Origin of the sequence: Nocardioides lianchengensis (assembly GCF_900101465.1) — a bacterium.
In the GTDB taxonomy this organism is placed as follows: domain Bacteria; phylum Actinomycetota; class Actinomycetes; order Propionibacteriales; family Nocardioidaceae; genus Nocardioides; species Nocardioides lianchengensis.
In genome coordinates this window covers 144,924-167,740 of the sequence record NZ_FMZM01000007.1, presented here as the reverse complement: position 1 = coordinate 167,740, position 22,817 = coordinate 144,924, and the positions used below count along the sequence as shown (strand labels likewise).

At 74.1% G+C, this 22,817-nt stretch carries 19 protein-coding genes; 9 read left to right on the top strand and 10 right to left on the bottom strand.

The annotated features are described in order from the left end of the window. Nucleotides 1-26: 26 nt before the first annotated feature. Both BLT76_RS14025 and BLT76_RS14020 read left to right on the top strand, forming a co-directional pair. Nucleotides 27-3,899 (top strand): Pls/PosA family non-ribosomal peptide synthetase, encoded by a 3,873-nt coding sequence (locus tag BLT76_RS14025; protein WP_090857045.1) that lies wholly within the window; start codon nt 27-29, stop codon nt 3,897-3,899. After that, on the top strand, nt 3,896-5,215 hold the full coding sequence (locus BLT76_RS14020; protein WP_090857544.1) for a M1 family metallopeptidase: 1,320 nt from the start codon (nt 3,896-3,898) through the stop codon (nt 5,213-5,215). Before BLT76_RS14025 ends, BLT76_RS14020 begins: the two co-directional genes overlap by 4 nt. Here the strand turns inward: BLT76_RS14020 and BLT76_RS14015 are convergent. From BLT76_RS14015 to BLT76_RS14000, 4 genes are all read right to left on the bottom strand, one after another. After that, nucleotides 5,163-5,591, bottom strand: a complete 429-nt coding sequence (locus BLT76_RS14015; protein WP_090857042.1) for a 4'-phosphopantetheinyl transferase family protein — start codon at nt 5,589-5,591, stop codon at nt 5,163-5,165. The genes BLT76_RS14020 and BLT76_RS14015 overlap by 53 nt on opposite strands. Further along, a complete protein-coding gene (locus tag BLT76_RS14010) occupies nt 5,588-6,685 on the bottom strand; it encodes a copper resistance CopC family protein (protein ID WP_090857039.1) in 1,098 nt (365 codons plus the stop codon). Before BLT76_RS14010 ends, BLT76_RS14015 begins: the two co-directional genes overlap by 4 nt. Next, nucleotides 6,682-7,422: a YcnI family copper-binding membrane protein gene (locus BLT76_RS14005; protein WP_090857036.1), complete on the bottom strand. Its 741-nt coding sequence runs from the start codon at nt 7,420-7,422 to the stop codon at nt 6,682-6,684. Before BLT76_RS14005 ends, BLT76_RS14010 begins: the two co-directional genes overlap by 4 nt. 69 nt (nt 7,423-7,491) lie before the next feature. Then, nucleotides 7,492-8,208 carry a hypothetical protein gene (locus BLT76_RS14000; protein WP_090857034.1) on the bottom strand — a complete coding sequence of 239 codons (717 nt, stop codon included), beginning with the start codon at nt 8,206-8,208 and terminating at the stop codon, nt 7,492-7,494. A 146-nt stretch (nt 8,209-8,354) separates the two neighbouring features. Here BLT76_RS14000 and BLT76_RS13995 point away from each other — a divergent pair, with 146 nt between their 5' ends. Next, nucleotides 8,355-9,629 carry an ATP-binding protein gene (locus tag BLT76_RS13995; protein ID WP_170867062.1) on the top strand — a complete coding sequence of 425 codons (1,275 nt, stop codon included), beginning with the start codon at nt 8,355-8,357 and terminating at the stop codon, nt 9,627-9,629. Nucleotides 9,630-9,633: 4 nt separating this feature from the next. On the opposite strand, the gene BLT76_RS13990 is transcribed toward BLT76_RS13995, so the two are convergent. Next, nucleotides 9,634-11,034 (bottom strand): FAD-binding oxidoreductase, encoded by a 1,401-nt coding sequence (locus BLT76_RS13990; protein ID WP_090857027.1) that lies wholly within the window; start codon nt 11,032-11,034, stop codon nt 9,634-9,636. A gap of 72 nt (nt 11,035-11,106) precedes the next feature. Between BLT76_RS13990 and BLT76_RS13985 the strand changes: the two genes are divergently transcribed. Next, nucleotides 11,107-12,228 (top strand): L-talarate/galactarate dehydratase, encoded by a 1,122-nt coding sequence (locus BLT76_RS13985; RefSeq protein WP_090857024.1) that lies wholly within the window; start codon nt 11,107-11,109, stop codon nt 12,226-12,228. Further along, entirely contained in the window at nt 12,225-12,902 is a 678-nt protein-coding gene (locus tag BLT76_RS13980) for a FadR/GntR family transcriptional regulator (protein WP_090857020.1), read from the top strand. The genes BLT76_RS13985 and BLT76_RS13980 overlap by 4 nt, the downstream gene beginning before the upstream one ends. Before the next feature lie 67 nt (nt 12,903-12,969). Here BLT76_RS13980 and BLT76_RS13975 read toward each other — a convergent pair whose 3' ends face one another. From BLT76_RS13975 to BLT76_RS13955, 5 genes are read right to left on the bottom strand one after another with little or no spacing between them, the layout of a single operon-like run. Then, on the bottom strand, nt 12,970-14,235 hold the full coding sequence (locus tag BLT76_RS13975; RefSeq protein ID WP_090857017.1) for an enolase C-terminal domain-like protein: 1,266 nt from the start codon (nt 14,233-14,235) through the stop codon (nt 12,970-12,972). After that, nucleotides 14,232-14,624, bottom strand: a complete 393-nt coding sequence (locus BLT76_RS13970) for a universal stress protein (RefSeq protein ID WP_090857014.1) — start codon at nt 14,622-14,624, stop codon at nt 14,232-14,234. Before BLT76_RS13970 ends, BLT76_RS13975 begins: the two co-directional genes overlap by 4 nt. After that, a complete protein-coding gene (locus BLT76_RS13965; RefSeq protein ID WP_090857011.1) occupies nt 14,621-16,156 on the bottom strand; it encodes a tripartite tricarboxylate transporter permease in 1,536 nt (511 codons plus the stop codon). Before BLT76_RS13965 ends, BLT76_RS13970 begins: the two co-directional genes overlap by 4 nt. 17 nt (nt 16,157-16,173) lie before the next feature. Continuing rightward, nucleotides 16,174-16,713: a tripartite tricarboxylate transporter TctB family protein gene (locus BLT76_RS13960; protein ID WP_090857008.1), complete on the bottom strand. Its 540-nt coding sequence runs from the start codon at nt 16,711-16,713 to the stop codon at nt 16,174-16,176. 56 nt (nt 16,714-16,769) lie between these two features. Next, a complete protein-coding gene (locus tag BLT76_RS13955) occupies nt 16,770-17,771 on the bottom strand; it encodes a Bug family tripartite tricarboxylate transporter substrate binding protein (RefSeq protein ID WP_090857005.1) in 1,002 nt (333 codons plus the stop codon). A gap of 116 nt (nt 17,772-17,887) precedes the next feature. On the opposite strand from BLT76_RS13955, the gene BLT76_RS13950 reads away from it, so the two are divergent. From BLT76_RS13950 to BLT76_RS13935, 4 genes are all read left to right on the top strand, one after another. Beyond that, nucleotides 17,888-18,820 (top strand): LysR family transcriptional regulator, encoded by a 933-nt coding sequence (locus BLT76_RS13950; RefSeq protein ID WP_090857002.1) that lies wholly within the window; start codon nt 17,888-17,890, stop codon nt 18,818-18,820. Nucleotides 18,821-18,999: 179 nt separating this feature from the next. Then, nucleotides 19,000-19,914: a 5-dehydro-4-deoxyglucarate dehydratase gene (gene kdgD / locus BLT76_RS13945; RefSeq protein WP_090856999.1), complete on the top strand. Its 915-nt coding sequence runs from the start codon at nt 19,000-19,002 to the stop codon at nt 19,912-19,914. A 22-nt stretch (nt 19,915-19,936) separates the two neighbouring features. Further along, nucleotides 19,937-21,427 (top strand): aldehyde dehydrogenase (NADP(+)), encoded by a 1,491-nt coding sequence (locus BLT76_RS13940; RefSeq protein ID WP_090856996.1) that lies wholly within the window; start codon nt 19,937-19,939, stop codon nt 21,425-21,427. Nucleotides 21,428-21,488: 61 nt separating this feature from the next. Next, nucleotides 21,489-22,811 carry an enolase C-terminal domain-like protein gene (locus BLT76_RS13935; protein WP_244509410.1) on the top strand — a complete coding sequence of 441 codons (1,323 nt, stop codon included), beginning with the start codon at nt 21,489-21,491 and terminating at the stop codon, nt 22,809-22,811. Nucleotides 22,812-22,817: the final 6 nt, after the last annotated feature.

The following is a 22,817-nucleotide window of genomic DNA, read 5'->3' as shown; positions in this document are numbered from 1 at the left end:
ACGGTAACCACCTACCGTTCATCTCGATGCGGCAGCGTGTCCCCGTGCCCGACGCCCACGACCCGACCGCCGCGCTCCTGCGCGGCGACCAGGCCCCGCCCGCCCGCACCCTCGTCGAGGTCTTCCGCGCCACGGTCGACCAGGCGGCCGACGAGCCGGCGGTCGACGCCGGCACCGGCGCGCTGACCTACGCCGAGCTCGCCGAGGCGGCCGACGAGCTGGCCGCCGAGCTCAACGCGCTCGGGGTCGGCCGCGGCGACAAGGTCGGCGTCCGGGTCGGCTCCGGCACCACCGATCTGTACGTCGCGATCCTCGGCGTCCTGCTCGCGGGGGCGGCGTACGTGCCCGTCGACGCCGACGACCCCGACGAGCGGGCCCGGCTGGTCTTCGGCGAGGCCGACGTCGCCGCAATGGTCGGCAACGACCTGGCCGTCGCCGTACGACGTCCGGGGCCGCCGCGCGAGGCCGAGGACCCGGGCCTCGACGACGACGCGTGGGTGATCTTCACGTCCGGCTCGACCGGCACGCCCAAGGGCGTCGCGGTCAGCCACCGCAGCGCCGGCGCGTTCGTGGACGCGGAGTCGCGGATGTTCCTGCAGGCCGAGCCGCTCGGCGTGGGCGACCGGGTGATGGCCGGCCTGTCGGTCGCGTTCGACGCCAGCTGCGAGGAGATGTGGCTCGCCTGGCGGTACGGCGGCTGCCTGGTCCCGGCGCCGCGCGCCCTGGTGCGCAGCGGCATCGACGTCGGTCCGTGGCTGGTGGCCAACCGGGTCACCGTGGTGTCGACCGTGCCGACCCTGGTCGCGCTGTGGCCGGCCGAGGCGCTGGCGCGGGTGCGGCTGCTGATCATGGGCGGCGAGGCCTGCCCGCCCGAGCTGGCCGCCCGGCTCCTCGCACCGGGTCGCGAGGTCTGGAACACCTACGGCCCGACCGAGGCGACCGTCGTCGCCTGCGGCGCGCAGCTGACCGGCGTCGGCCCGGTGCCGATCGGGCTGCCGCTGGACGGCTGGGACCTGGCCGTCGTCGACCCCGCCGGTCAGCACGTCGCGCCGGGCGGGACCGGCGAGCTGATCATCGGCGGCGTCGGCCTGGCCCGCTACCTCGACCCCGCCAAGGACGCCGAGAAGTACGCGCCGATGCCCACGCTGGGCTGGGACCGCGCCTACCGCTCCGGCGACCTGGTCACCTTCGAGCCCGCGGGGCTGCTGTTCGGCGGCCGCGCCGACGACCAGGTCAAGCTGGGCGGACGGCGCATCGAGCTGGGCGAGATCGACAGCGCGCTGCTCCAGCTGCCGGGCGTGCACGGGGCCGCGGCCGCCGTACGACGCAGCGCCGCGGGCAACCAGCTGCTGGTCGGCTACGTCGCGACCGAGGCCACCTTCGACCAGGCCCGGGCGCTGGAGATCCTGCGCCGCGACCTGCCCGCGGCGCTGGTGCCGCGGCTGGCCGTCGTCGACACCCTGCCGACCCGCACCTCCGGCAAGGTCGACCGGGACGCCCTGCCCTGGCCGCTGCCCACCCGGACCGATCCCGGGGCGGCCGGCCTCGACGGCACCGCCGCCTGGGTCGCCGAGCTCTGGCTCGACGTGCTGGGCGCGAGCGTCCGCGGCCGCGACGACGACTTCTTCGACCTGGGCGGCGGCAGCCTGACCGCGGCCCAGATGGTCTCCCGGCTGCGGACCCGCTACCCCGAGGTCGCGGTCGGCGACATCTACGAGCAGCCGACGGTCGGGGCGCTGGCGACGTACCTCGACGGGATGGCCGAGACCGGGCCGACCAGCGACCGCACGGTGCCGGTCGTGCCGGTGAAGACGCAGGCCGGCCAGGTGGTCGCGCTGCTCGGGCTGCGGGCGCTGGCCGGGCCGCGCTGGCTCACCTGGGCGGCGATCGGCTGCCAGGTCCTGGCCTGGCTCGGGCTCGACTGGCTGCCGACCCTGCACCCCGTGCTGCTGGTCCTGGCCGTGCTGCTCTTCGTGGCCCCGCCGGGCCGGATGCTGCTCGCCGCGGCCGGCGCCCGACTGCTGCTGCGCGGCGTCGAGCCCGGCGAGCACCCGCGCGGCGGCAAGGTCCACCTGCGGCTGTGGCTGGCCACCCGGGTCGCCGACGAGCTCGGGGCCACCTCGCTCGCGGGGGCGCCGTACATGACCTGGTACGCGCGGCTGCTCGGCGCCGACGTCGGTCCGCACGTCGACCTGCACAGCCTGCCGCCGGTCACCGGGTTCCTGACCCTCGGCAAGGGCAGCTCGGTCGAGCCCGAGGTCGACCTGAGCGGGTCGTGGGTCGACGGCGACGTGCTCCACCTCGGCGCGGTGCGGATCGGCGCGCGGGCCAGGGTCGGCGCGCGCTCGATGCTGGTCCCCGGCGCCGACGTCGGAGCCGGCGCGGAGGTCGCCCCCGGCTCGGCGGTCTTCGGTGCTGTCCCCGACGGCGAGTTCTGGTCCGGCTCCCCCGCCACCCGGCTGGCCACCGACGCCCGCGGCCCCTGGGACGCCCGGCCCTCGAACCACCGCGCCTGGGTGGTCGCCTACGCCGCCGTCGCCCTGCTCCTGTCCGGCCTGCCGGTCGCCGCGGTGGCCGCGGGCCTCGCCGTACCGCTGCTGGCGGCCGACCCGCAGGGGTACGACGAGGTCCTCGGCCTGGCCGGCTGGCTGCCGGTCTCGACCGTGGTCGGCCTGCTGGTGCTGGCCGGCCTGGTCTGGGCGGTGGTCCGGGTGGCCGGCCTCGCGGTCCGCACCGGCGTGCACCCCGTCCGCAGCGCGCCCGCGCTCGCGGTGTGGACGACGGTCCGGGTCCTCGACGAGGCCCGCACCTGGCTCTTCCCGCTCTACTCCTCCCAGCTCACCCCGACCTGGCTGCGCGCCCTGGGCGCCCGGATCGGCAAGGACGTCGAGGCCTCGACAGTGCTGATGATCCCGTCGCTGACCCAGGTCGGCGGGCAGGCGTTCCTGGCCGACGACACCCTGATCGGCGGCTACGAGCTGGGCGGCGGCTGGCTGCGCGTCGAGCGGGTCAAGATCGGCAAGCGTGCCTTCGTCGGCAACTCCGGCATGGCGGCGCCGGGCCGCAAGGTGCCCAAGGCGTCGCTGGTGGCCGTGCTCTCGGCGGCACCTCGTCGTACCAAGGCGCGCTCGGGCGAGTCCTGGCTCGGCAGCCCACCCGCCCCGCTGCGGCGGGTCAGCCAGGACACCGACGCCGGGCGGACCTACCAGCCGCCGGCGTCGCTGAAGGCGCTGCGCGGGGCGGTCGAGCTCTGCCGGCTGGTGCCGGTGGTGGCCGCGGTAGCGCTGACCGGCCTGGCCGCGCTGTCCCTGGTCGCCCTGGCCGACCGGACCCATCCCCTGGTCGCGCTGCTGCTGGCCGGACCGGTGCTGAGCGCCGGCGGCCTGCTCGCGGCCGCCGTCACGGTGGCCGCGAAGTGGCTGCTGATCGGGCGCGTCCGGGCCGGGGAGCACCCGCTGTGGAGCTCGTTCGTGTGGCGCAACGAGCTGGCCGACACCTTCGTCGAGGTGCTGGCCGCGCCGTGGTTCGCCCGGGCCGTCGCCGGCACCCCGCTGCTCAACGTGTGGTTCCGCGCGATGGGCGCGCGGATCGGCCGCGGCGTGTGGTGCGAGACCTACTGGCTCCCCGAGACCGACCTCGTCGACCTCGGCGACGGGGCCACCGTCAACCAGGGCAGCGTCGTGCAGACCCACCTCTTCCACGACCGGGTGCTCAGCCTCGACGAGGTCACCCTCCGCCGCGGCGCGACCCTCGGCCCGAACAGCGTGATCCTGCCCGCGGCCACGCTGGGCCGCCACGCTACGGTCGGCCCTGTGTCACTGGTGATGAGGGGCGAGTCGGTGCCCGACAAGACGACCTGGATCGGCAACCCGATCGGGCCGTGGGTGGCGGGCTCGTGAGGGGGTCCGACCTCCCCACCGCCGACCCCTACCTCCCCGGGCACGGCGACCCCTCCTGGAGCGCCACCCGCTACGACCTCGCGCTCACCTACGAGGCCGACGGCAACCGGCTGCGCGGCGAGGCGACCATCGCCGCGGTCGCGGTCGAGGACCTGGCGCGGGTCGTGCTCGACCTGGCCCACCTCGACGTCGAGAAGGTCCTCGTCGACGGCCGCCCGCCCGCCAAGTACGCCACCCGAAGCAACCGCCTGGTGCTCACCCTGAAGGCACCGATCAGCGCCGGATCGACGTTCACCCTGGCCGTGAAGTACGCCGGCAAGCCCAAGCCGCTCGTCGAGAAGCACCACGGCGACGCCGGCTGGGAGGAGCTGACCGACGGCGTGATCGTGGCCGGCCAGCCGCACGGCGCGCCGACCTGGTTCCCCTGCAACGACCGCCCGGACGACAAGGCGCCGTACCGGCTCTCGATCACGACCCACCCCGACTACACCGTGGTCGCCAACGGCCGGCTCGCGAGCAGCGCCCGCCGCGGCGCGACCCGCACCTGGGTCTACGAGCAGGACGAGCCGATGGCGACCTACCTGGCCACCGTCCAGCTCGGCCGGTACGACGTCCGCGAGCTCGACGCCTCGGTGCCGATGACCGCCGCCGTACCGGAGGGGACCGCCGAGGGCTTCGACGCCGGCTTCGGGCGGCAGCCCGAGATGCTCGAGGTGTTCACCGAGCTGTTCGGCCCCTACCCGTTCGCGTCGTACGCCGTGGTCGTCACCGACGACGACCTGGAGATCCCGCTGGAGTCGCAGGGGCTGTCGACCTTCGGCCGGAACTTCCTCAGCGACGACTGGGGCGCCGTGCGCCTGGTCGCCCACGAGCTCGCGCACCAGTGGTTCGGCAACGCGGTGACGCTGCGCGAGTGGCGTGACATCTGGCTGCACGAGGGCTTCGCCTGCTACGCGGAGTGGCTGTGGTCGGAGCGGTCCGGCGGCGAGCCCGCCGACGACCACGCCCGGCGCCACCACGAGCGGCTGGCCGGCCTCGACCAGGACCTGGTGCTGGCCGATCCCGGCCCGGAGCTGATGTTCGACGACCGGGTCTACAAGCGCGGCGCGCTCACCCTGCACGCGATCCGGCTGAGCGTCGGCGACGATGCGTTCTTCGACCTGCTGCGCGGCTGGGTCGCCGACCACGCCGGCGGCTCGGTGACGACCGCCGACTTCGTCGCGTACGCCGAGCAGCGCACCGGTGCCGCGCTCGCCGCGCTGTTCATGGCCTGGCTGGACCGGCCTGAGCTGCCGGACCTGCCAGCCGCCAGCTGACCCCGGTCCCGACCACCGTGCCGACGTAGCCGCGGGGGACGTCGATCGGCCGGCTCGGCAGGTCGGGCAGCGTGACGTCCGGCCAGGCGCGGACCCCCTCGCCGGTCGCCTTCAGCAGCGCCTCGACACGGGTCCACTCCTGGCGGTCCGCGCCCTGCTCGATGTCGAGCTCCACGTCGATCCCCACCGGCCCGTCGTACGACCAGGCGACGGCGACCAGGTCGCCGGCGTACGAGATCGACACGTGGGCGTCGCTGCCCAGCGCCACCGGGCGACCGTGCTCGCCGCTGCCGCACGCCGGGCAGAGCCGGACGACCCGCCGCGCGCCGGTGGCGGCGCGCAGCAGGTCGTCGGCGCTACGACGGAGCCCGCTCACCCCTCGATGGTGAAGGGCAGGTCAACCACCGGGTTGTCGAACTCCGTGATCCGGACGCCGACCTCGAGCGTCCACTCCCCCGCGGTCGGGAGCGTGGCGGTGCCGGTCCAGGCGCCCGGGCCGGCCTCCTCGAGCACGATCGGGCCGATGTCCAGGTCGGCGGAGCGGAACCGCACGGCCGGGACGGCGACCGGGGCCACCGGCTCGCCGGCCTCGTCCACGACCGACAGCTCGAGCGTGGTCGACCCGCCGTCGGCGCGGTCCACCACCGCGGTGACGGTGCCGTCGCCGAGCGCGCCCGTCAGCTCCTGGGGACCGGCCGCGGGCGCGGCGACCGCGGGCGCGACCGTCGTCGGCCCGGGTACGACGACCAGCCCGGTCCCGGCCGCGACCAGCACGACCGCACCGAGGGCCAGCGTCGCCCGCCGCCCGGCGGAGACGACCCCCGCCAGGCCGGCCAGGGTGCCGACCAGCAGCAGCCCCCGCCACGACAGCGCCCCGTCGAGCCAGCTCGCCGACTCGCGCAGCCCGCCGCCGGTCTGCAGCGGCAGCCACAGGACGGCGGCCGCCACCGCGACGGTCCAGCCGCCGCGGACCAGGACCGGTCGGCGCAGCAGCAGGCCGGCGACGGCCACCGCCGCCCCGAGCAGGCCGAGCACCGCGGCCGCGGTCGCGTCCGGGCCGGCGTCGGTCCCGGACGCGCTGCCCGTCGTACCGGTGGAGCCCGCGAAGGGGGCGCCGACCGAGAAGGACAGCGCGCCGGAGACGACGTGGCCGTCGGCCGACTCCAGCTCCCAGCTGACCACGACCGTGCCCTCGCCGAGGTCGTCCTGCGGGTCGATCGTCACGATGCTGTCGCTGGAGCGGGCATCGACGTCGAGCTCGGTCCCGTCGGCGGCGAAGATCCTGGCCCGCTCGAGGCGGACCGGCTCGTTGAAGGTCAGCGTGACGGTGTCCGGGGCGGACGCCACCACGCTCCCGTCGGCCGGGTCGCTCTCGATCAGCTGGGCGTGGGCGGCGGCCGGCGAGGTGCCGGCCGCCGCCACGAGGAGCCCGACGACGAGGGCGAGGACCAGCCGCAGGAGGCGGGTCACGCCTTCCGGCGGCTGGTGACCAGCGCGGTCACGCCGGCCGCCAGACCGAGCAGGCCGGCGACCAGGCCGGCGACGCCGAGGGCGTTGCCGCCGTCGTCGTCGGCGTCCGCCTCGGTGGTGGTCGACGCGACCGGCTCGGTCTCGGCGCCCTCCGCGTCCTCCTCGTGGGTGGCGGTGTCGGCCGCGCCGTGGGCCCCGCCCTCCGCGGCCTCGGTGATCGTCACGCTCGGCGCCGGGTGCTCCGGCTCCTCGGCGCCCTCGGCGGCGACCTCGGTCCAGGCGGTCTCGCCCTGCTCGCAGGTCTGGATGGTCGGGAAGGCCAGCGTCTCGCCCGGGGTCTCGGGGAGCTGCAGCGAGAGGTCGAAGGCCGCCCGGTAGCCGTCGGCCAGCGGCTCGTCGGCGGTGTAGACGACCTGGGCGACCCGCTCGGTCACCTCGTTGCCGTGCGAGTCGGTGATCGGCTCGTCGAGCTTCTCCATCACCTTCTCGACCTGCCAGCCCGCGACCCGGGTCGGGGTGATGGCGTTGAGCTGCTCCGGGACCTGGATCGCGAGCTTCGTGGTCGGCGAGCCGTCGCAGCCGTGGCCGAAGGCGGCGGTCAGGACGGTGTAGGACCCGGCGGCGGTGCCCCCGGTCGGGGTGATGGTGACGTGCGCGGCGGCGGGGCCGGCGACGCTCAGGGCGAGGGCGACGGCGGCGGCGGGCGCGCCGAGGCGCGCGAGGGTGCGGACGGACATGGTGGTGCTCCTGATCTGGATCTCGAGGAAGGGTGGGTACGACGACCCGCGCCCTCCGTCGGGAGCGGGTCAGGTGGCGAGGAGCACCGGCGCCGGCGGGCCGCGGCGGGCCAGCGAGCTGGAGAGCAGGACCTCGCGCCGCACGACGCGGAGGCGGAACGCGGTCCGGACCGCGCGGACCGGACCGATCGCCACCGGCAGCGCGGCCGGGGCGAGGAGCCGCAGCAGCGGGGCCGCGGCCAGCACGAGCAACACGAAGAGGGCCCGCTCCCCCGAGGCCAGCCACCAGCCGACGCCCACGGCGGCCAGCAGGTGGGCCAGCGCCATCGGCAGCTGGGCGGGCTGGAGGTCCGCGAGCAGGTGCAGGACCCAGTCCGGGACGGTCGGGCCGGCGCCCGAGCCGGCGGCGGGCTGCGGGTGCAGCAGCTCGGCCAGGGTGCCCTCGCGGTGGCTGCTCGTGAGCACGGAGTCCGGGATCGTCGGGACGACCGGCGCGGGCGACGAGGCGCCGACCCCGTCGCCGGCGTGCCCGGAGGTCGCGGTCAGGACGGCGTGGACGAAGGTCTGGCCGCCGACCACCAGCGCGACGAGGCGCCGGGTCGAGGCCGCGCGGGCGAGCAGCGGCGCGGCGCCCGCGACCAGCAGCACGAGGAGGACGGCGAAGCCGGTCGCACCGGGGAGCCGGCCACCGGCCAGGCTGTGGGCGACCGTGCCGAGCACCGTGACGACGCCGGCGAGCACGGTGGCGCGCAGCAGTCTCAGCGCGCGGCCGGCCTCGGTGGTCACCGGCTCATTGTCCACAGCGGGGGTCGCCTTCGGCAGCACGGGTCCGGCAGGCAGGACGCGGGAGGTGCCCTGACCGACCCGTTCGCAGTGGTTGAATGTTGCAGCGGTGGAGGTTCGCGGCGGTGCGGACAGGGAAGGGGACCCGGGTGTCGAGCGAGGCGACGGACACCGTCCTACGAGAGCTGCTGCCGGCCGACCCGCGCAGTGCCCGCGAGGCTCGGCAGGTGCTGCGCTCCGCGGTGGCCGACCGGCCCGAGTGGTCCGGCTGGGCCGAGCGCGCCGAGCTGGCGGTGACCGAGCTGGTGACGAACGCCGTGGTCCACGCCGGCACCGACATCGAGCTGCGGGTCCGGCTGCGGCCGACCTCACTGCGGGTCGAGGTCGAGGACGGGACCACGACGATGCCGGCCCGCCGTACGCACTCCGCGACCGCGGCCACCGGACGCGGTCTGCACCTGCTCGCCAGCAGCGTCGACCGCTGGGACGTCGAGCCGCGCGAGGGCGGCAAGACGGTGTGGTTCGAGCTCGGCGACCCGATGCCGTCCTCGGACGCGGGCTCCGACCCCACGCCCGCCGAGGAGGGCGTCGAGGTGCGGCTGCTGCGGATGCCGCTGCTGATGCACTGGGCCTGGCAGGAGCACGCGGCCGCCCTGCTGCGCGAGTACCTCCTGGTCCGCCTCGACGAGGACCCCGCCGTCCTCGAGCAGCACGCCGAGGCGAGCGCGGCCCTCGGCCTGCTCTACGAGCAGGTGCCCGCGCCGGTGGTCGCCGAGGACCCCGAGGCCGTGATGGCCAGCGCCGTCGAGCCCGCGGTCACCGCGGACGTCGTCGCGCTGCGCGTGCCCCGCTCCGCGGTCGCCCACTTCGAGACCCTCGACCTGCTCCTGCGCCGGGCCCGCGAGCTCGCCGAGGACGGCGCGCTGCTCGGCGCCTCGACGCAGCCCGAGGCCGCCGAGCTGCGGGCCTGGGTCTGCCACGAGGTGCTCCGCCAGGCCGGCGGCGACGGACCGACCGGGTGGGCCGGCGACCACGACCCGGGCGCCGTCGTACGCGAGGTGACGGGCATCGAGCCCGCCTTCCGCGCCCTGGCCGCGACCGGTGCCGCGGTCGTCGCCACCGACGAGGCGAGCGTCGTCGTCGCGGTGAGCCCGGCCGCGGTCGCGTTCCTCGGGTACGACGACGAGGCCGACCTGCTCGGCCGCCGGGTCACGCTGGTGATCCCGCCGCGCTTCCACCAGGCCCACGTCGCCGGCACCACGCTCCACCACACGAACGGCCGCAGCGTGCTGCTCGGGGTGAGCGTGACGGTGCCGGTCGTGCGCGCCGACGGCACCGAGGCCCCGGTCCGGATGAGCATCGAGCCGCAGCTGCTCGCCGACGACCTGCGCGCGTTCGTCGCCCGCTTCGACCCGGTGGCCTGACCCCTCAGTCCGGCAGCACCTTCCCGGGGTTCATCAGCCCGCGCGGGTCGAGGGCCCGCTTGACGGTGCGCATCAGCTCCACCTCGACGTCCGACTTGTACGACGCCGCGGCGTCCCGCTTGAGTGCACCCAGCCCGTGCTCGGCGCTGATGCTCCCGCCACGCGCGGCGACGGCGTCGTAGACGATCCGGGTCAGCGCCGGCGCGGCCGCACGGAGGGCGTCGTCGTCGCCGACGGGGGCGCTGACGTTGTAGTGCAGGTTGCCGTCGCCGATGTGGCCGTAGACGACCAGCCGGGCACCGGGCAGCGCGTCGAGGACCCGGGGGCCGACCTCGGCGACGTACCCGGCCAGGTCGGTGATGGGCAGCGTGACGTCGTGCTTCAGGGTGGCGCCCTCGACCTTCTGGGCCTCCGAGACGCCCTCGCGCAGCGCCCACAGCTCGGCCCGCTGGCTGGGGCTGCCGGCGACCACTGCGTCGACGACCAGACCGCGCTCGACCCCGTCGGTGAGCGCCTCCTCCAGCCGGGAGGCGACGTGGTCCGCGGAGCCGGCGTACTCGACGAGGCCGTAGCAGGGGTGCGGCTCGCCGAACGGGTCGCGCGCCTCGGGCAGGTTCGCGGTGACCAGCTCCAGGGCCTGCCGGTCGACCAGCTCCCAGGTGCTCAGCTCCCCGCCGCCGTGCTCGCGCAGCAGCGGGAGCAGCGCCACGGCCGCGTCGACCGAGGGCAGTGCGAGCAGCGCGGTCGCGCGCCGCGGGGTGTCGGGGAGCATCCGCAGCACGGCCGCGGTGACGATGCCGAGGGTGCCCTCGGCGCCGATGAACAGCTGCTTGAGGTCGTAGCCGGTGTTGTCCTTGCGCAGCGGGCGCAGCCCGTCCCAGACCCGGCCGTCGGGCAGCACCACCTCGAGGCCCAGGACCAGGTCGCGCATCATCCCGTAGCGCAGCACCGCGGTGCCGCCGGCGTTGGTCGAGACGTTGCCGCCGACCGTGCACGACCCCTCGGAGCCCAGCGAGAGCGGGAACAGCCGACCCACCGCGGCCGCCTGCTCCTGCACGGTCGCCAGCACCACCCCGGCCTCCACGGTGATGGTGTCGGCGACGGGGTCGACCGAGCGGACCCGGCGCAGCCGGTCCAGCACCAGCACCACCTGCTCCCCCGAGGCGTCGGGCACGCCGCCCCCGGCCAGCCCGGTGTTGCCGCCCTGCGGCACCACGGCCACCCCCGCGGCCGCGCACGCCCCGACGGCGGCCGCGACCTGCGCGGTGTCGGCCGGGCGGAGCACCGCCGCGGCCGTCCCGACGAACGCCCCCGTCCAGTCCGAGAGGTACGGCGCCACGTCGGCCGCCTCGGTCAGCACGTGGTCCGCGCCCAGCAGGGCACGCAGGTCGTCGAGCAGAGCCATGGACCCATCCTCACTTGTACGATAAGTTGTCATCTCATCATACAAGTTCAGCTCTCCACCGAAGGGCCGCCCATGACCGCCGACCGCATCCGCTCCGTCACCCTGTCCCACGTCGTCCTGCCGCTGCCGAACCCGGTCAGCGACGCCAAGGTGCTCACCGGTCGTCAGAAGCCGCTGACCGAGACGGTGATGCTCTTCGTCGAGCTCACCACCGAGCAGGGCCTCGAGGGCATGGGCTTCAGCTACTCCAAGCGCGCGGGCGGCCGGGCGCAGTACGCCCACCTGCAGGAGGTCATGGACGTCGCGATCGGCCAGGACCCCAACGACATCGCGAAGATCTACGAGTCGCTGATGTGGGCCGGCGCCTCGGTCGGCCGCTCGGGCGTCGCCACCCAGGCCGTCGCCGCGCTCGACGTCGCGCTCTACGACCTCAAGGCCCGCCGCGCCGGCCTGCCGCTGGCCAAGCTGCTCGGCGCCCACCGCGACTCCTGCCGGGTCTACAACACCTCCGGCGGCTTCCTCCAGGCCTCGGTCGAGGAGATCAAGGAGAAGGCCACCGCGTCCCTGGAGTCCGGCATCGGCGGCATCAAGATCAAGGTCGGGCAGCCCGACTGGCGCGAGGACCTGCGCCGGGTCGCCGCCCTGCGCGAGCACCTCGGCGACGGGCCCTTCATGGTCGACGCCAACCAGCAGTGGGACCGCGCCCGGGCCCGTCGGATGTGCCGCGAGCTCGAGCAGTTCGACCTGGTCTGGATCGAGGAGCCCCTCGACGCCTGGGACCACGTCGGCCACGCCGACCTGTCGCACACCTTCGACACCCCGATCGCCACCGGCGAGATGCTGACCTCGGTGGCCGAGCACATGGGCCTCGTCGACGCCGGCTACCGCGGCATCGTGCAGCCCGACGCCCCCCGCATCGGCGGCATCACCCCGTTCCTGAAGTTCGCCACCCTGGCCGCCCACCACCGCCTCGACCTCGCGCCGCACTACGCGATGGAGATCCACCTGCACCTCGCGGCGACGTACCCGACCGAGCCGTGGGTGGAGCACTTCGAGTGGCTCAACCCGCTCTTCGAGGAGCGCATCGAGATCCGCGACGGCCAGATCTTCGTGCCGGACCGCCCGGGCCTGGGCTTCACGCTGACCCAGCGCATGCGCGACCTGACGGTGGAGACCGCTACCTTCGGCTCGTGACGACCACCCTGGCCCAGCGCGTCGTCGCCGGGCTCAAGGAGCGGATCCTCGACGGCAGGCTGGCCCCCGGGACCAAGCTGCCCTCGGAGTCCGACCTCATCGACGAGTACGCCGTCTCGCGGACCGTGGTCCGCGAGGCGGTGACCCGGCTGCGGGCCGAGGGCCTCGTGGAGACCTTCCAGGGCCGCGGCTCGTTCGTGCTCACGGTGCCCGAGCCGACGTCGTTCCGCGTGGAGGCCTCGGCCATCCGCACCCAGCACGACGTGCTGGCCATGGTCGACTTCCGGCTCGGGGTCGAGTGCGAGGCGGCCTCCCTCGCCGCCACCCACCACACCCCCGCCGCGGCGGACGCCGTACGGGCGGCGCTGGAGGCGTTCGCCACCGCCGGCCCGGACCACGCGGTCGAGGCCGACTTCGCCTTCCACCGCGCCGTCGCGGCCGCCACCGGCAACCGCTTCTACGTCGACCTGCTCGACTCGCTCGGCCCGATGATGATCATGCTGCCGCGCACCCGCCTGCCCGAGGAGTTCTCCCACCACGACGCCACCCACGTCGACCGGGTCCGCCGCGAGCACGACAGCATCGGCGCCGCCGTCCTGGCCCGCGACCCCGAGACCGCCCGCGCCGCCATGCGCCTGCACCTCGGCAACACCCGCCGCCGTCTCCAGGCCTGACGGGCCGAGTCAGCAGCAGTTGCGGGTCGAGTCAGCACCACTGGTGCTGACTCGACGGACAGCGGCGCTACCAGCGGGAGGTGTTGGGGGTGAAGTCCGGCTGGATGGACTGCATGTAGACGGTGTCCTCGCGACGTCGTACGCCGCAGGTGAGGTACTGCTCGTGCAGGACGCCGAGCTGGTCGCGGTCGAGCTCGACGCCGAGGCCCGGTCCCGTCGGGACGGCGACCGCGCCGTCCTCGAAGGACAGCACGCCGGGAGTGACCAGGTCCTGGGTCTTCCACGGGTAGTGGGTGTCGCAGGCGTAGGTGAGGTTGGGTGTCGCGGCGGCGAGGTGGACCATCGCGGCGAGCGAGACGCCGAGGTGGGAGTTGCTGTGCATCGACAGCCCCATCCCGAAGGTCTCGCAGATCCCGCCGAGCAGTGCCGAGCTGCGCAGGCCGCCCCAGAGGTGGTGGTCGGAGAGCACCACCTGCACGGCGTCCGCGGCGACGGCCGGGGCGACGTGCTCGAACGCGATCACGCACATGTTGGTGGCCAGTGGGACGTCGGTGCGCGCGGCGACGTACGCCATGCCCCCGATGCCGGGGGTCGGGTCCTCGAGGTACTCGACGACGCCCGCGAGCCGCTCGGCCACCCGGACCGAGGTCTCGGGGGTCCAGGCGCCGTTGGGGTCGAGCCGCAGCGGGAGGTCGGGGTACGCCGCGCGCAGCGCCTCGATCGCCGCGCACTCCTCGTCGGGGTGGAGGACGCCGCCCTTGAGCTTCAGCGAGCCGAAGCCCCAGCCGTCGACCATCCGCTGTGCCTGCGCGACGATCCCGTCCGGATCGAGGGCCGCGCCCCACTCGTCGTCAGGCTGGCCGGGGTGCCCAGCCCACTTGTAGAAGAGGTAGCCGCTGAAGGGCACCCGGTCGCGGACGGCCCCGCCGAGCAGGTCGCTCAGCGGGCGGTCGAGCGCCCGGGCCTGGATGTCGAGGCAGGCCACCTCGAACGGCGAGTAGACGGTCGGGAGGGCCGAGGAGACGTCGAGCATGCCGCCGAAGGACGCCCCTCCGCCGCCGGTCTCCCGGCCGAGGACGTCGGCCACCAGGCGGCGCAGGCCGTGCAGGTCGAAGGGGTCGTGCCCGGGCAGCACCGCGGCCACGGCCCCGAGCCGGGCCAGGTGGATCTCGTCGGCGTAGATCTCGCCGAGACCGAGGAGACCGGAGTCGGTGTGCACCTCGACGATCGCGCGCAGCGCCCACGGCTGGTGGACCCCGACGACGTTGAGCAGGGGCGGGTCGGCGAACGCGACCGGGGTGACGACGACCCGGCTGATCCTGGACCGCGTCATGCGGGCTTCACGGCGAGCACGGGCACGCTGGCCTCGAGCAGGATCCGCTGGGCGCTGCTGCCCATCACCAGCTTGCCCACCGGCGTACGACGACGCAGCCCGATCACGATGAGCCGCGCCCCGGTCTCCCGGACCAGCGCCTCGAACGTGGCCACCACGTCCGGCCCGTGGTCGGCGTGGTCGACCCGGGCGGTGACCCCGACGGCCGTGGCCCGGGCCACGAGCGCGGACTCCGCCTCCTCGTCGACGAGGTCGGCGTCGACGGTCGACCCGCGACGCGGGCTGTTCAGGATCACGACGTCGTCGCCGTGGACGGCGGCCTCCGCGAGGCCGGCCTCGAGGGCCGCCTCGCCGACGGGCGTGGGGACGTAGCCGATGAGGAGGGTCATCGCAGGCCTGCTTCCTGGTCGTGGTTCTCGGTGTCGGGGGTCGTCGCAGGGGTGCGCCGCCGGAAGAGCAGCTTGACGAGGGGGTACAGCAGCACCATCAGCAGGAAGGCGAGGATCGTCCCGGAGATCGGCCGTGTGAGGAAGCCGGTGGGGTCACCGTCGAAGATCAGCATCGAGCGGCGGAAGTTCGACTCCATCAGCGACCCGAGCACGAAGGCCAGCACCAGCGGGCCGGGCTCGAATCCGGTCTTCTTCATCAGGTAGCCGATGATGCCGAAGGTGATCATCACGAAGATGTCGAAGACCGAGTTGTTGATCGTGTAGACGCCGAGGATGGTGATCAGCGCCGTGATCGGGGCCAGGATCGCCGGCCGCACCCGCAGGATCTTCACGAAGACGCCGACCAGCGGGATGCTCAGGATCAGCAGGATCAGGTTGCCGATGTACATCGAGTTGATGACGCCCCAGAAGAGCTCGGGGTTGTCGTCGATGAGGCTGGGTCCGGGCGTGACGCCCACGACGAGCAGCGCGGTGAACAGCATCGCCATGGAGGCGTTGGCCGGGATGCCGATGGTCAGCAGGGGGATGAAGGACGAGGTGGCCGCGGCGTTGTTGGCCGACTCCGGCCCGGCGACACCCTCGATGGCGCCGCGGCCGAAGCGGGACTTGTCCTTCGCGACGCGCTTCTCGGTGGCGTACGCCGCCAGCGAGGCCATCACGGCGCCGCCGCCGGGGAGAACCCCGAGGAAGAACCCGATGACCGAGCCGCGACCGATGGCCGGCGAGGCCTCCTTGAGGTCCTTGCGCGAGGGCCAGATGTTGGCGATCGCGGCGGGCACGTGGACCTTGCCGTGCCGCTCCTCGAGGTTGTAGAGGATCTCGCCGACACCGAAGAGGCCCATGGCGACGACGACGAAGTCGATCCCGCCCTGGAGCTGGAGGGTGTCGAACGTGTACCGGTTCGCGCTGGTGAAGCTGTCGGAGCCGACGGTGGCGAGCAGCAGGCCGACCGCGGCGGCGATCAGGGCCTTGACCGTGTTCCCGTTCCCGATGGAGGCGACCATGAAGACGCCGAGCAGGGCGAGGGTGGCGTACTCCGGCGGCCCGAAGTCGAGGGCGTAGCCCGCGACGATCGGCCCGAGGAAGGTCAGTCCGATGATCGACACGGTGGCGCCGACGAACGAGCCGATGGCGGCGATGCCGAGCGCGGTGCCGGCCTTGCCCTGCTTGGCCAGGGCGAACCCGTCGAAGACGGTGACGACCGAGCTGGCCTCACCGGGGATGCGCAGCAGGACCGAGGTGATCGTGCCGCCGTACTGGGCGCCGTAGTAGATGCCGGCGAGCATGATGATCGCCGAGACCGGGTCGCTGGCGTTGTAGGCGATCGGCAGCAGGATGGCCATCGTGGCGGTCGGGCCGAGGCCCGGCAGGACGCCGATCAGCATGCCGATCAGGACGCCGATCAGGCAGTAGAGCAGGTTGTTGGGCTCGGTCACGACGCCGAAGCCGTCGAGGAAGGCGTTCCAGTCCATCGGGGTCTCCTCTCGGGTCAGAAGGCGATCAGGTGGGGCAGCGGGATGCCCAGGGCGTAGAGGAAGAGCAGGTAGAACGTCGCCGTCGTGGCGAGGGCGATGACGATCGTGCTGCGCCACGACTCGCCGCCGAGGAAGCGGAGCCAGACCATGCAGAGCAGGACGGACGGGATCTCGAAGCCGATGGTGGGCAGCAGCACCCCGAGCCCGACGAACGTCGCCCCGCCGGCCAGGACGAGCAGGCTCGCTCGGGAGAACTTCTCAGCGTCCTCGAGTCGGCGGCCGATCACGAGCAGGACGACGGCGAGCACCGCGATCAGCACCGAGACCGCGAACGGCCACAACCCCGGGCCGGGCCGCTGGAGCGTCCCGAGTCCGTAGCCCTGGGCGAGGTACGCGGCGGCGAGGCCCAGGACCAGGACCACGATGGCGGCCACTACCTGGTACGCCGGGCCGCCGACGGGCGGCCGGTCCTCCTCCAGCTCCCGGGCGACCTCGGCCTGGATCTCGGCCAGGATGTCGGGCTCGTCGGCGGCTCGCGTGTCGCGCTCGCTCATGGTCTCTCGCCTCTCGGCTCGGGTCGGGCCCGGTCGGGCCGGGACGGGTCGGGAGGTCAGCCGGCGTTGCCGAGGTCGATGCCGTACTCCTCGACGAGGTCGGCGTAGCGCTGCTTGTCCTCCTCGAGCATGGCCTTGACCTCGTCGCCCGGGATCTCGAGCGGCGTCAGGTTGTTGGTCTCGTTGAAGTCCTGGTAGGTCGAGGTCTCGAAGGTCGCCTGCATCGCCTCGGCGATCGCGTCCTGGACGTCCTGCGGCGTGCCCTTCGGGACGGTCATGAAGCGGTACTGCGTCACCTCGACGTCGAGGCCCTGCTCCTTGGCGGTGGGGACGTCGGGGAGGAACCCGACGCGCTCGGGCCCGAAGACGCTCAGCGGGACGATCTTGCCGGCCTTGATGTTCTCGATGGCCTCGCCGACCTGCAGGCAGGCGGTGTCGACCTGGTCGCCGAGCAGGGCGGTCAGCGCCGGGGCGCCGCCGTCGAAGGGGATCGCCTCGGCCGGGGTCTCGTTGACGTTGTAGGTCAACGCGCACGCGAGCTGAGCCCCGGTGCCGACGCCCGTGGTGCCGTAGGTGATCTTGCCGTCGGCCTTCGCGAAGTCGTCGATCGAGGTGAAGCCGCTGCCCTTGCTGGCGACGAGGACGTAGTCGTCGCGGGAGACGCCCTGGACGACGTCGAAGTCGTCGATGCTGGTGGCCTCGTCCTCGCTCACGGCGAGCGGGGTGATCGTGAAGAGCGAGGCGTTCTGCACCGAGATGGTCGAGCCGTCGGCCTTGGCCTTGGCGACCTCGGCCGCGGCCAGCGCGCCGTTGGCGCCTTCACGGTTGATGACCGGGAAGGTGCCGCCGAGCTCGTCGGTGAGGCCGCGCGAGATCTGGCGGCTGATCAGGTCGGAGGAGCCACCGGCGGACGCGCCGACGGGCATGTCGACCGCGCCGCTCGGGTAGTCGCCCGAGTCGCTGCCGCCGCCGGCGGTGTTCTGCACGCCGCCGCAGGCGGCGAGGGCCAGGGTCGCGACGCCGGCGACGGCGGCGAGGCAGGTGGTGGACTTGCGCATCGTGTGGCTCCTTGGGGCGTGCTCGGGAGGTGGTGCTGTGTGACCACCGACACTACGAACGTTGGTCGATGCCCGTCCAAGCCCGATTGAGCATGGAGTGATCTACTCTGGGTATCGTGATCACCCTCGACCAGGTGCGTGTGTTCGTGGCCGTCGCGGAGGAACTGCACTTCGGGCGGGCGGCCGAGCGACTGCAGATGACCCAGCCTCCCCTGTCCCGCCAGATCCAACGCCTCGAGAAGTCCGTCGGCGCCCGACTGCTGGAGCGCGACAACCGGCGGGTGGCCCTGACCGGCGCCGGAGCGGCCTTCCTCAACGAGGCCTACCGGATGCTCAACCTGGTCGAGAGCGCCGGCGACCTGGCCCGCCGCGTGGACGCGGGCGCGGCCGGCGTCGTACGGCTGGGCTTCACGGCGGTCTCCGCCATCGAGGTGCTCGGGCCGCTGCTGCGCCGGCTCACCGCCGAGCTCCCCGACGTCGAGGTCCGACTCTCGGAGCGGGTCACCCTCGCGCAGGTCGACGGCATCCGGCGCGGCGAGCTCGACATCGGCCTGGCCCGCCCGCCGTTCGACACCGCCCTGCTCTCCTCGCGGGTCGTGGTCCGCGAGCCGCTGATGGCCGTGCTGCCGTCCTCCCACCCGCTGACCGCCCTGGACCGGCCGCTGACCCCCCAGGACTTCGAGGGCGAGCCGGTGATCGGCTACCACCCGCAGCAGTCGCGCTACTTCGCCGAGCTGTCGGTGCGCTTCCTCGCCAACGCCCACCCGCGGATCGAGCAGCGGGTCCACCAGGTCCTCACCGCGATGCTGCTCGCCGCCGCCGACCGCGGCCTCGCCCTGGCCCCCGCCTCGGCGGCCTCCCTGCACGTCGAGGGCGTGGTCTTCCGCGAGCTCGCCCACGGTGGCGGCGACACCGACCTCGACGCCGACCCCGAGCGACCCGTCGAGCTGCACGCGATCTGGTCGCGCGAGGCGGTCTCCCCCGTCGTACGGCGGGTGCTGGACGTGATCCGGGCGGCGCTGCCGGGCGGGGGCGCGCCGGAGCTGTAACGCGATGTTCGCCGCACTGGGGACACGCTGCAGCGCGTACCTAGTGCGGCGAACATCGCGTTACAGCCCGCGACGATGCCCGGCAGGCATCGCTGAATGCAAAAACGGGCTTGGACAGGCATCGTCCGGCGTTCCTAGCGTGGTGCTCGTCACCCCGCCCACGACGCGAAGGACCCCCCGTGACCGACTACAGCCCGACCGACCTGGCGGCCCAGCTCAAGAGCGGCCTGCTCTCGTTCCCGGTCACGCACTTCACCGACGACCTCGAGGTCGACGAGGGCGGCTACCGCAAGCACCTCGCCTGGCTCTCGGAGCACCCGGTGGCCGGGCTGTTCGCCGCGGGCGGCACGGGCGAGGTCTTCTCGCTCACCTTCGAGGAGACCGACCGCGTCGTGCGCGCCGCCGTCGAGGAGGTCAACGGGGTGGTGCCGGTCCTCGCGCCGGCCACCGGCAGCACCGCCCACGCGATCGCCCAGGCGCAGGCCGCCGAGGCCGCGGGCGCGGACGGTCTGCTGCTGCTGCCGCCGTACCTCACCGAGGCCAGCCAGGCCGGGCTGGTCGAGCACGTCAGCCGGGTGTGCGCGTCGACGAGCCTCGGCGTGGTCGTCTACAGCCGCGCCAACGCGGTCCTCCAGGACGTCGCCGTCGCCGAGATCGCCGACCGCAACCCGAACCTGATCGGCTTCAAGGACGGCGTCGGCAACATCGAGCAGATGACCCGCACCTACGCGAAGGTCGGCGACCGGCTGGTCTACGTCGGCGGCCTGCCCACCGCGGAGACCTTCGCGCTCCCGCTGCTGCAGCTCGGCGTGAGCACCTACTCCTCCGCGCTCTTCAACTTCGCCCCCGCGTGGGCCATCGAGTTCTACGACGCCGTGCGCGCCCAGGACCGCGACGAGGTCTACCGTCGGCTGAACGAGTTCGTGCTCCCCTACCTCGACATCCGCGACCGCACCGCCGGGTACGCCGTGTCCATCGTCAAGGGCGGCCTGGCCGCCATCGGCCGCCCGGCCGGGCCGGTCCGTCCGCCGCTGACGAACCTGCGTGCCGACGAGGTCGACGAGCTGCGCGAGCTCGTCGCCCGGATCTCCTGACCGCACCGCCCGAGAGGAACCCATGACCGACCCCCGCTCGATCATCGCCGGCACCGAGTCCGACCGACCCGACGTCGTCGCCGCCACCACCGCCGCCACCGAGGCCTTCGCCGCCTACCGGGCGACCGGCCCCGAGGAGCGCGCCGCCTTCCTGGAGGCCGTCGCCGCCGAGATCGAGGCGGACGGCGAGGCGATCATCGAGGCGGCGGTCGCCGAGAGCCACCTCCCGCTCGCGCGGATCACCGGCGAGCTGGGCCGCACCACCGGGCAGCTGCGCCTCTTCGCGGGCGTCGTACGACGGGGCGACCACCTCGGCGTGCGCCTCGACCCGGCGCTCCCCGACCGGACCCCGCTGCCGCGGCCCGACCTCCGCCAGCGGCAGATCCCGCTGGGCCCGGTCGCGGTCTTCGGCGCCAGCAACTTCCCGCTGGCCTTCTCGACCGCGGGCGGCGACACCGCCTCCGCGCTGGCCGCCGGCTGCCCGGTGGTCGTCAAGGGCCACCCGGCCCACCCGCGGGCCGGGCACCTGGTCGCGACCGCGGTCAGCCGGGCCGTCGCCCGGGCCGGCCTGCCCGCCGGCACCTTCTCCTTCCTCCTCGGACCGGGCTTCGAGCTCGGCCAGGAGCTCGTCGCCGACCCGCGCATCAAGGCGGTCGGCTTCACCGGCTCCCGCGGCGGCGGCCTGGCGCTGGTCGCCGCCGCCGCCGCGCGGCCCGAGCCGATCCCGGTGTACGCCGAGATGTCCTCGATCAACCCGGTCGTCGTGCTGCCGGGCGCCCTCGAGAGCTCCCCCGACAGCGTCGCCGCGCTCGCGACGGCGTACGTCGGCTCGCTCACCCTCGGCGCCGGCCAGTTCTGCACCAACCCGGGCCTGCTCTTCCTGCCGACCGGCGCGGCCGGCGACGCGTTCCTCGCCGCAGCCGGCGAGGCGGTCGCGGCCGCCACCGGCGCCACCATGCTCACGAGCGGCATCGCCGAGGCCTACCGGTCCGGCACCGCCGCGATCGACGGCGCCGCCGGCGTCCGCGTCGTCGCCCGGGGCGACGCGGGCGGCGACGACGCGCCGGCCCCGCAGCTGGTCGAGGCCACGAGCCTCGACGGGCCCGTGGGCGAGGAGGTCTTCGGTGCCGCCGGCGTCGTCGTCCGGTACGACGACCTCGCCGGCCTGCTCCCTCGCCTGGAGCAGCTGGAGGGTCAGCTCACCGCGACCGTGCACGCGACCGACACGGACGCCGACGCGGCCCGCGCGCTGCTGGCCGTCCTGGAGCTGAAGGTCGGCCGGATCCTCTTCAACGGCTGGCCGACCGGCGTCGAGGTCGGCCACGCGATGGTCCACGGCGGGCCGTTCCCGTCCACCTCCGACTCCCGCACCACCTCGGTCGGCAGCCTGGCCATCGAGCGGTTCCAGCGCCCGGTCGCCTACCAGGACGTGCCGGACGGGGTGCTGCCCGATGCCGTCCGCGACGCCAATCCGTGGGGCCTGCGCCGCCGCATCGACGGGGAGCTCGAGTGAATTCCCCACAGAGTTCTTCTCCCCCGCTTCGCTCCTCCGAACAACTCTGTGGGGGCCCCGAGTGACTGCCCATATCGCTCGCATCGAGGTGGTCCCGGTCGCGGGCCACGACTCGATGCTGCTCAACCTCAGCGGCGCGCACGCGCCGTACTTCACGCGCAACATCGCGATCCTGACCGACAGCGACGGCCGCGAGGGCGTCGGCGAGGTGCCCGGCGGCGAGGCCATCCGGGCCACGATCGCCGATGCCGCCGACCTGCTCGTCGGGCAGCCGGTGGCCCGCTACCGCTCGCTGCTGCGCGAGGTCGCGACCCGGTTCGCCGACCGCGACAGCGACGGCCGCGGCCTGCAGACCTTCGACCTGCGCACCACCGTCCACGCGGTCACCGCGCTGGAGTCGGCGCTGCTGGACCTGGCCGGCCAGGAGCAGGGGGTGCCGGTGGCCGAGCTGCTCGGCGACGGCCAGCAGCGCACCAGCGTGCCGATGCTCGGCTACCTCTTCTACGTCGGCGACCCCGACCGGACCGACCTGCCCTACCTGCGCGAGCCGGACGGGGCCGACGACTGGGAGCGCGTACGACGTGAGCAGGCGCTGACCCCGGAGGCCGTCGTACGCCTGGCCGAGGCGGCGCAGGCCCGCTACGGCTTCAGCGACTTCAAGCTCAAGGGCGGCGTGCTCGCGGGCGAGGAGGAGGTCGCGGCGGTCACCGCGCTGCACGAGCGCTTCCCCGACGCCCGGATCACCCTCGACCCCAACGGCGGCTGGCTGCTCGCCGACGCCGTCCGGCTGCTGGGCGGCCTCGACGACGTCCTCGCGTACGCCGAGGACCCGTGCGGCGCCGAGGGCGGCTACTCGGGCCGCGAGGTGATGGCGGAGTTCAAGCGGGCGACCGGCCTGCGCACCGCGACCAACATGATCGCCACCGACTGGCGGCAGATGGCGCACGCGATCCGCACCGAGGCCGTCGACATCCCGCTCGCCGACCCGCACTTCTGGACCATGGCCGGCTCGGTCCGGGTGGCCCAGCTCTGCCACGACTTCGGCCTGACCTGGGGCTCGCACTCCAACAACCACTTCGACGTCTCGCTGGCCATGTTCACCCAGGTCGCGGCCGCGGCGCCGGGCGAGATCACCGCGCTCGACACGCACTGGATCTGGCAGGACGGGCAGGGCCTGACCACCGCGCCGCTGGAGATCGTCGGCGGCGCCATCGAGGTCCCGACCACACCCGGCCTGGGCGTCACGCTCGACCGGGAGAAGGTCGCGGCCGCGCACGCGCGCTACCGCGAGCACGGCCTCGGCGCCCGCGACGACGGCCTCGCGATGCAGTACCTCGTCCCCGGCTGGGCCTTCGACCCCAAGCGCCCCTGCCTGGTCCGATGACGGCCC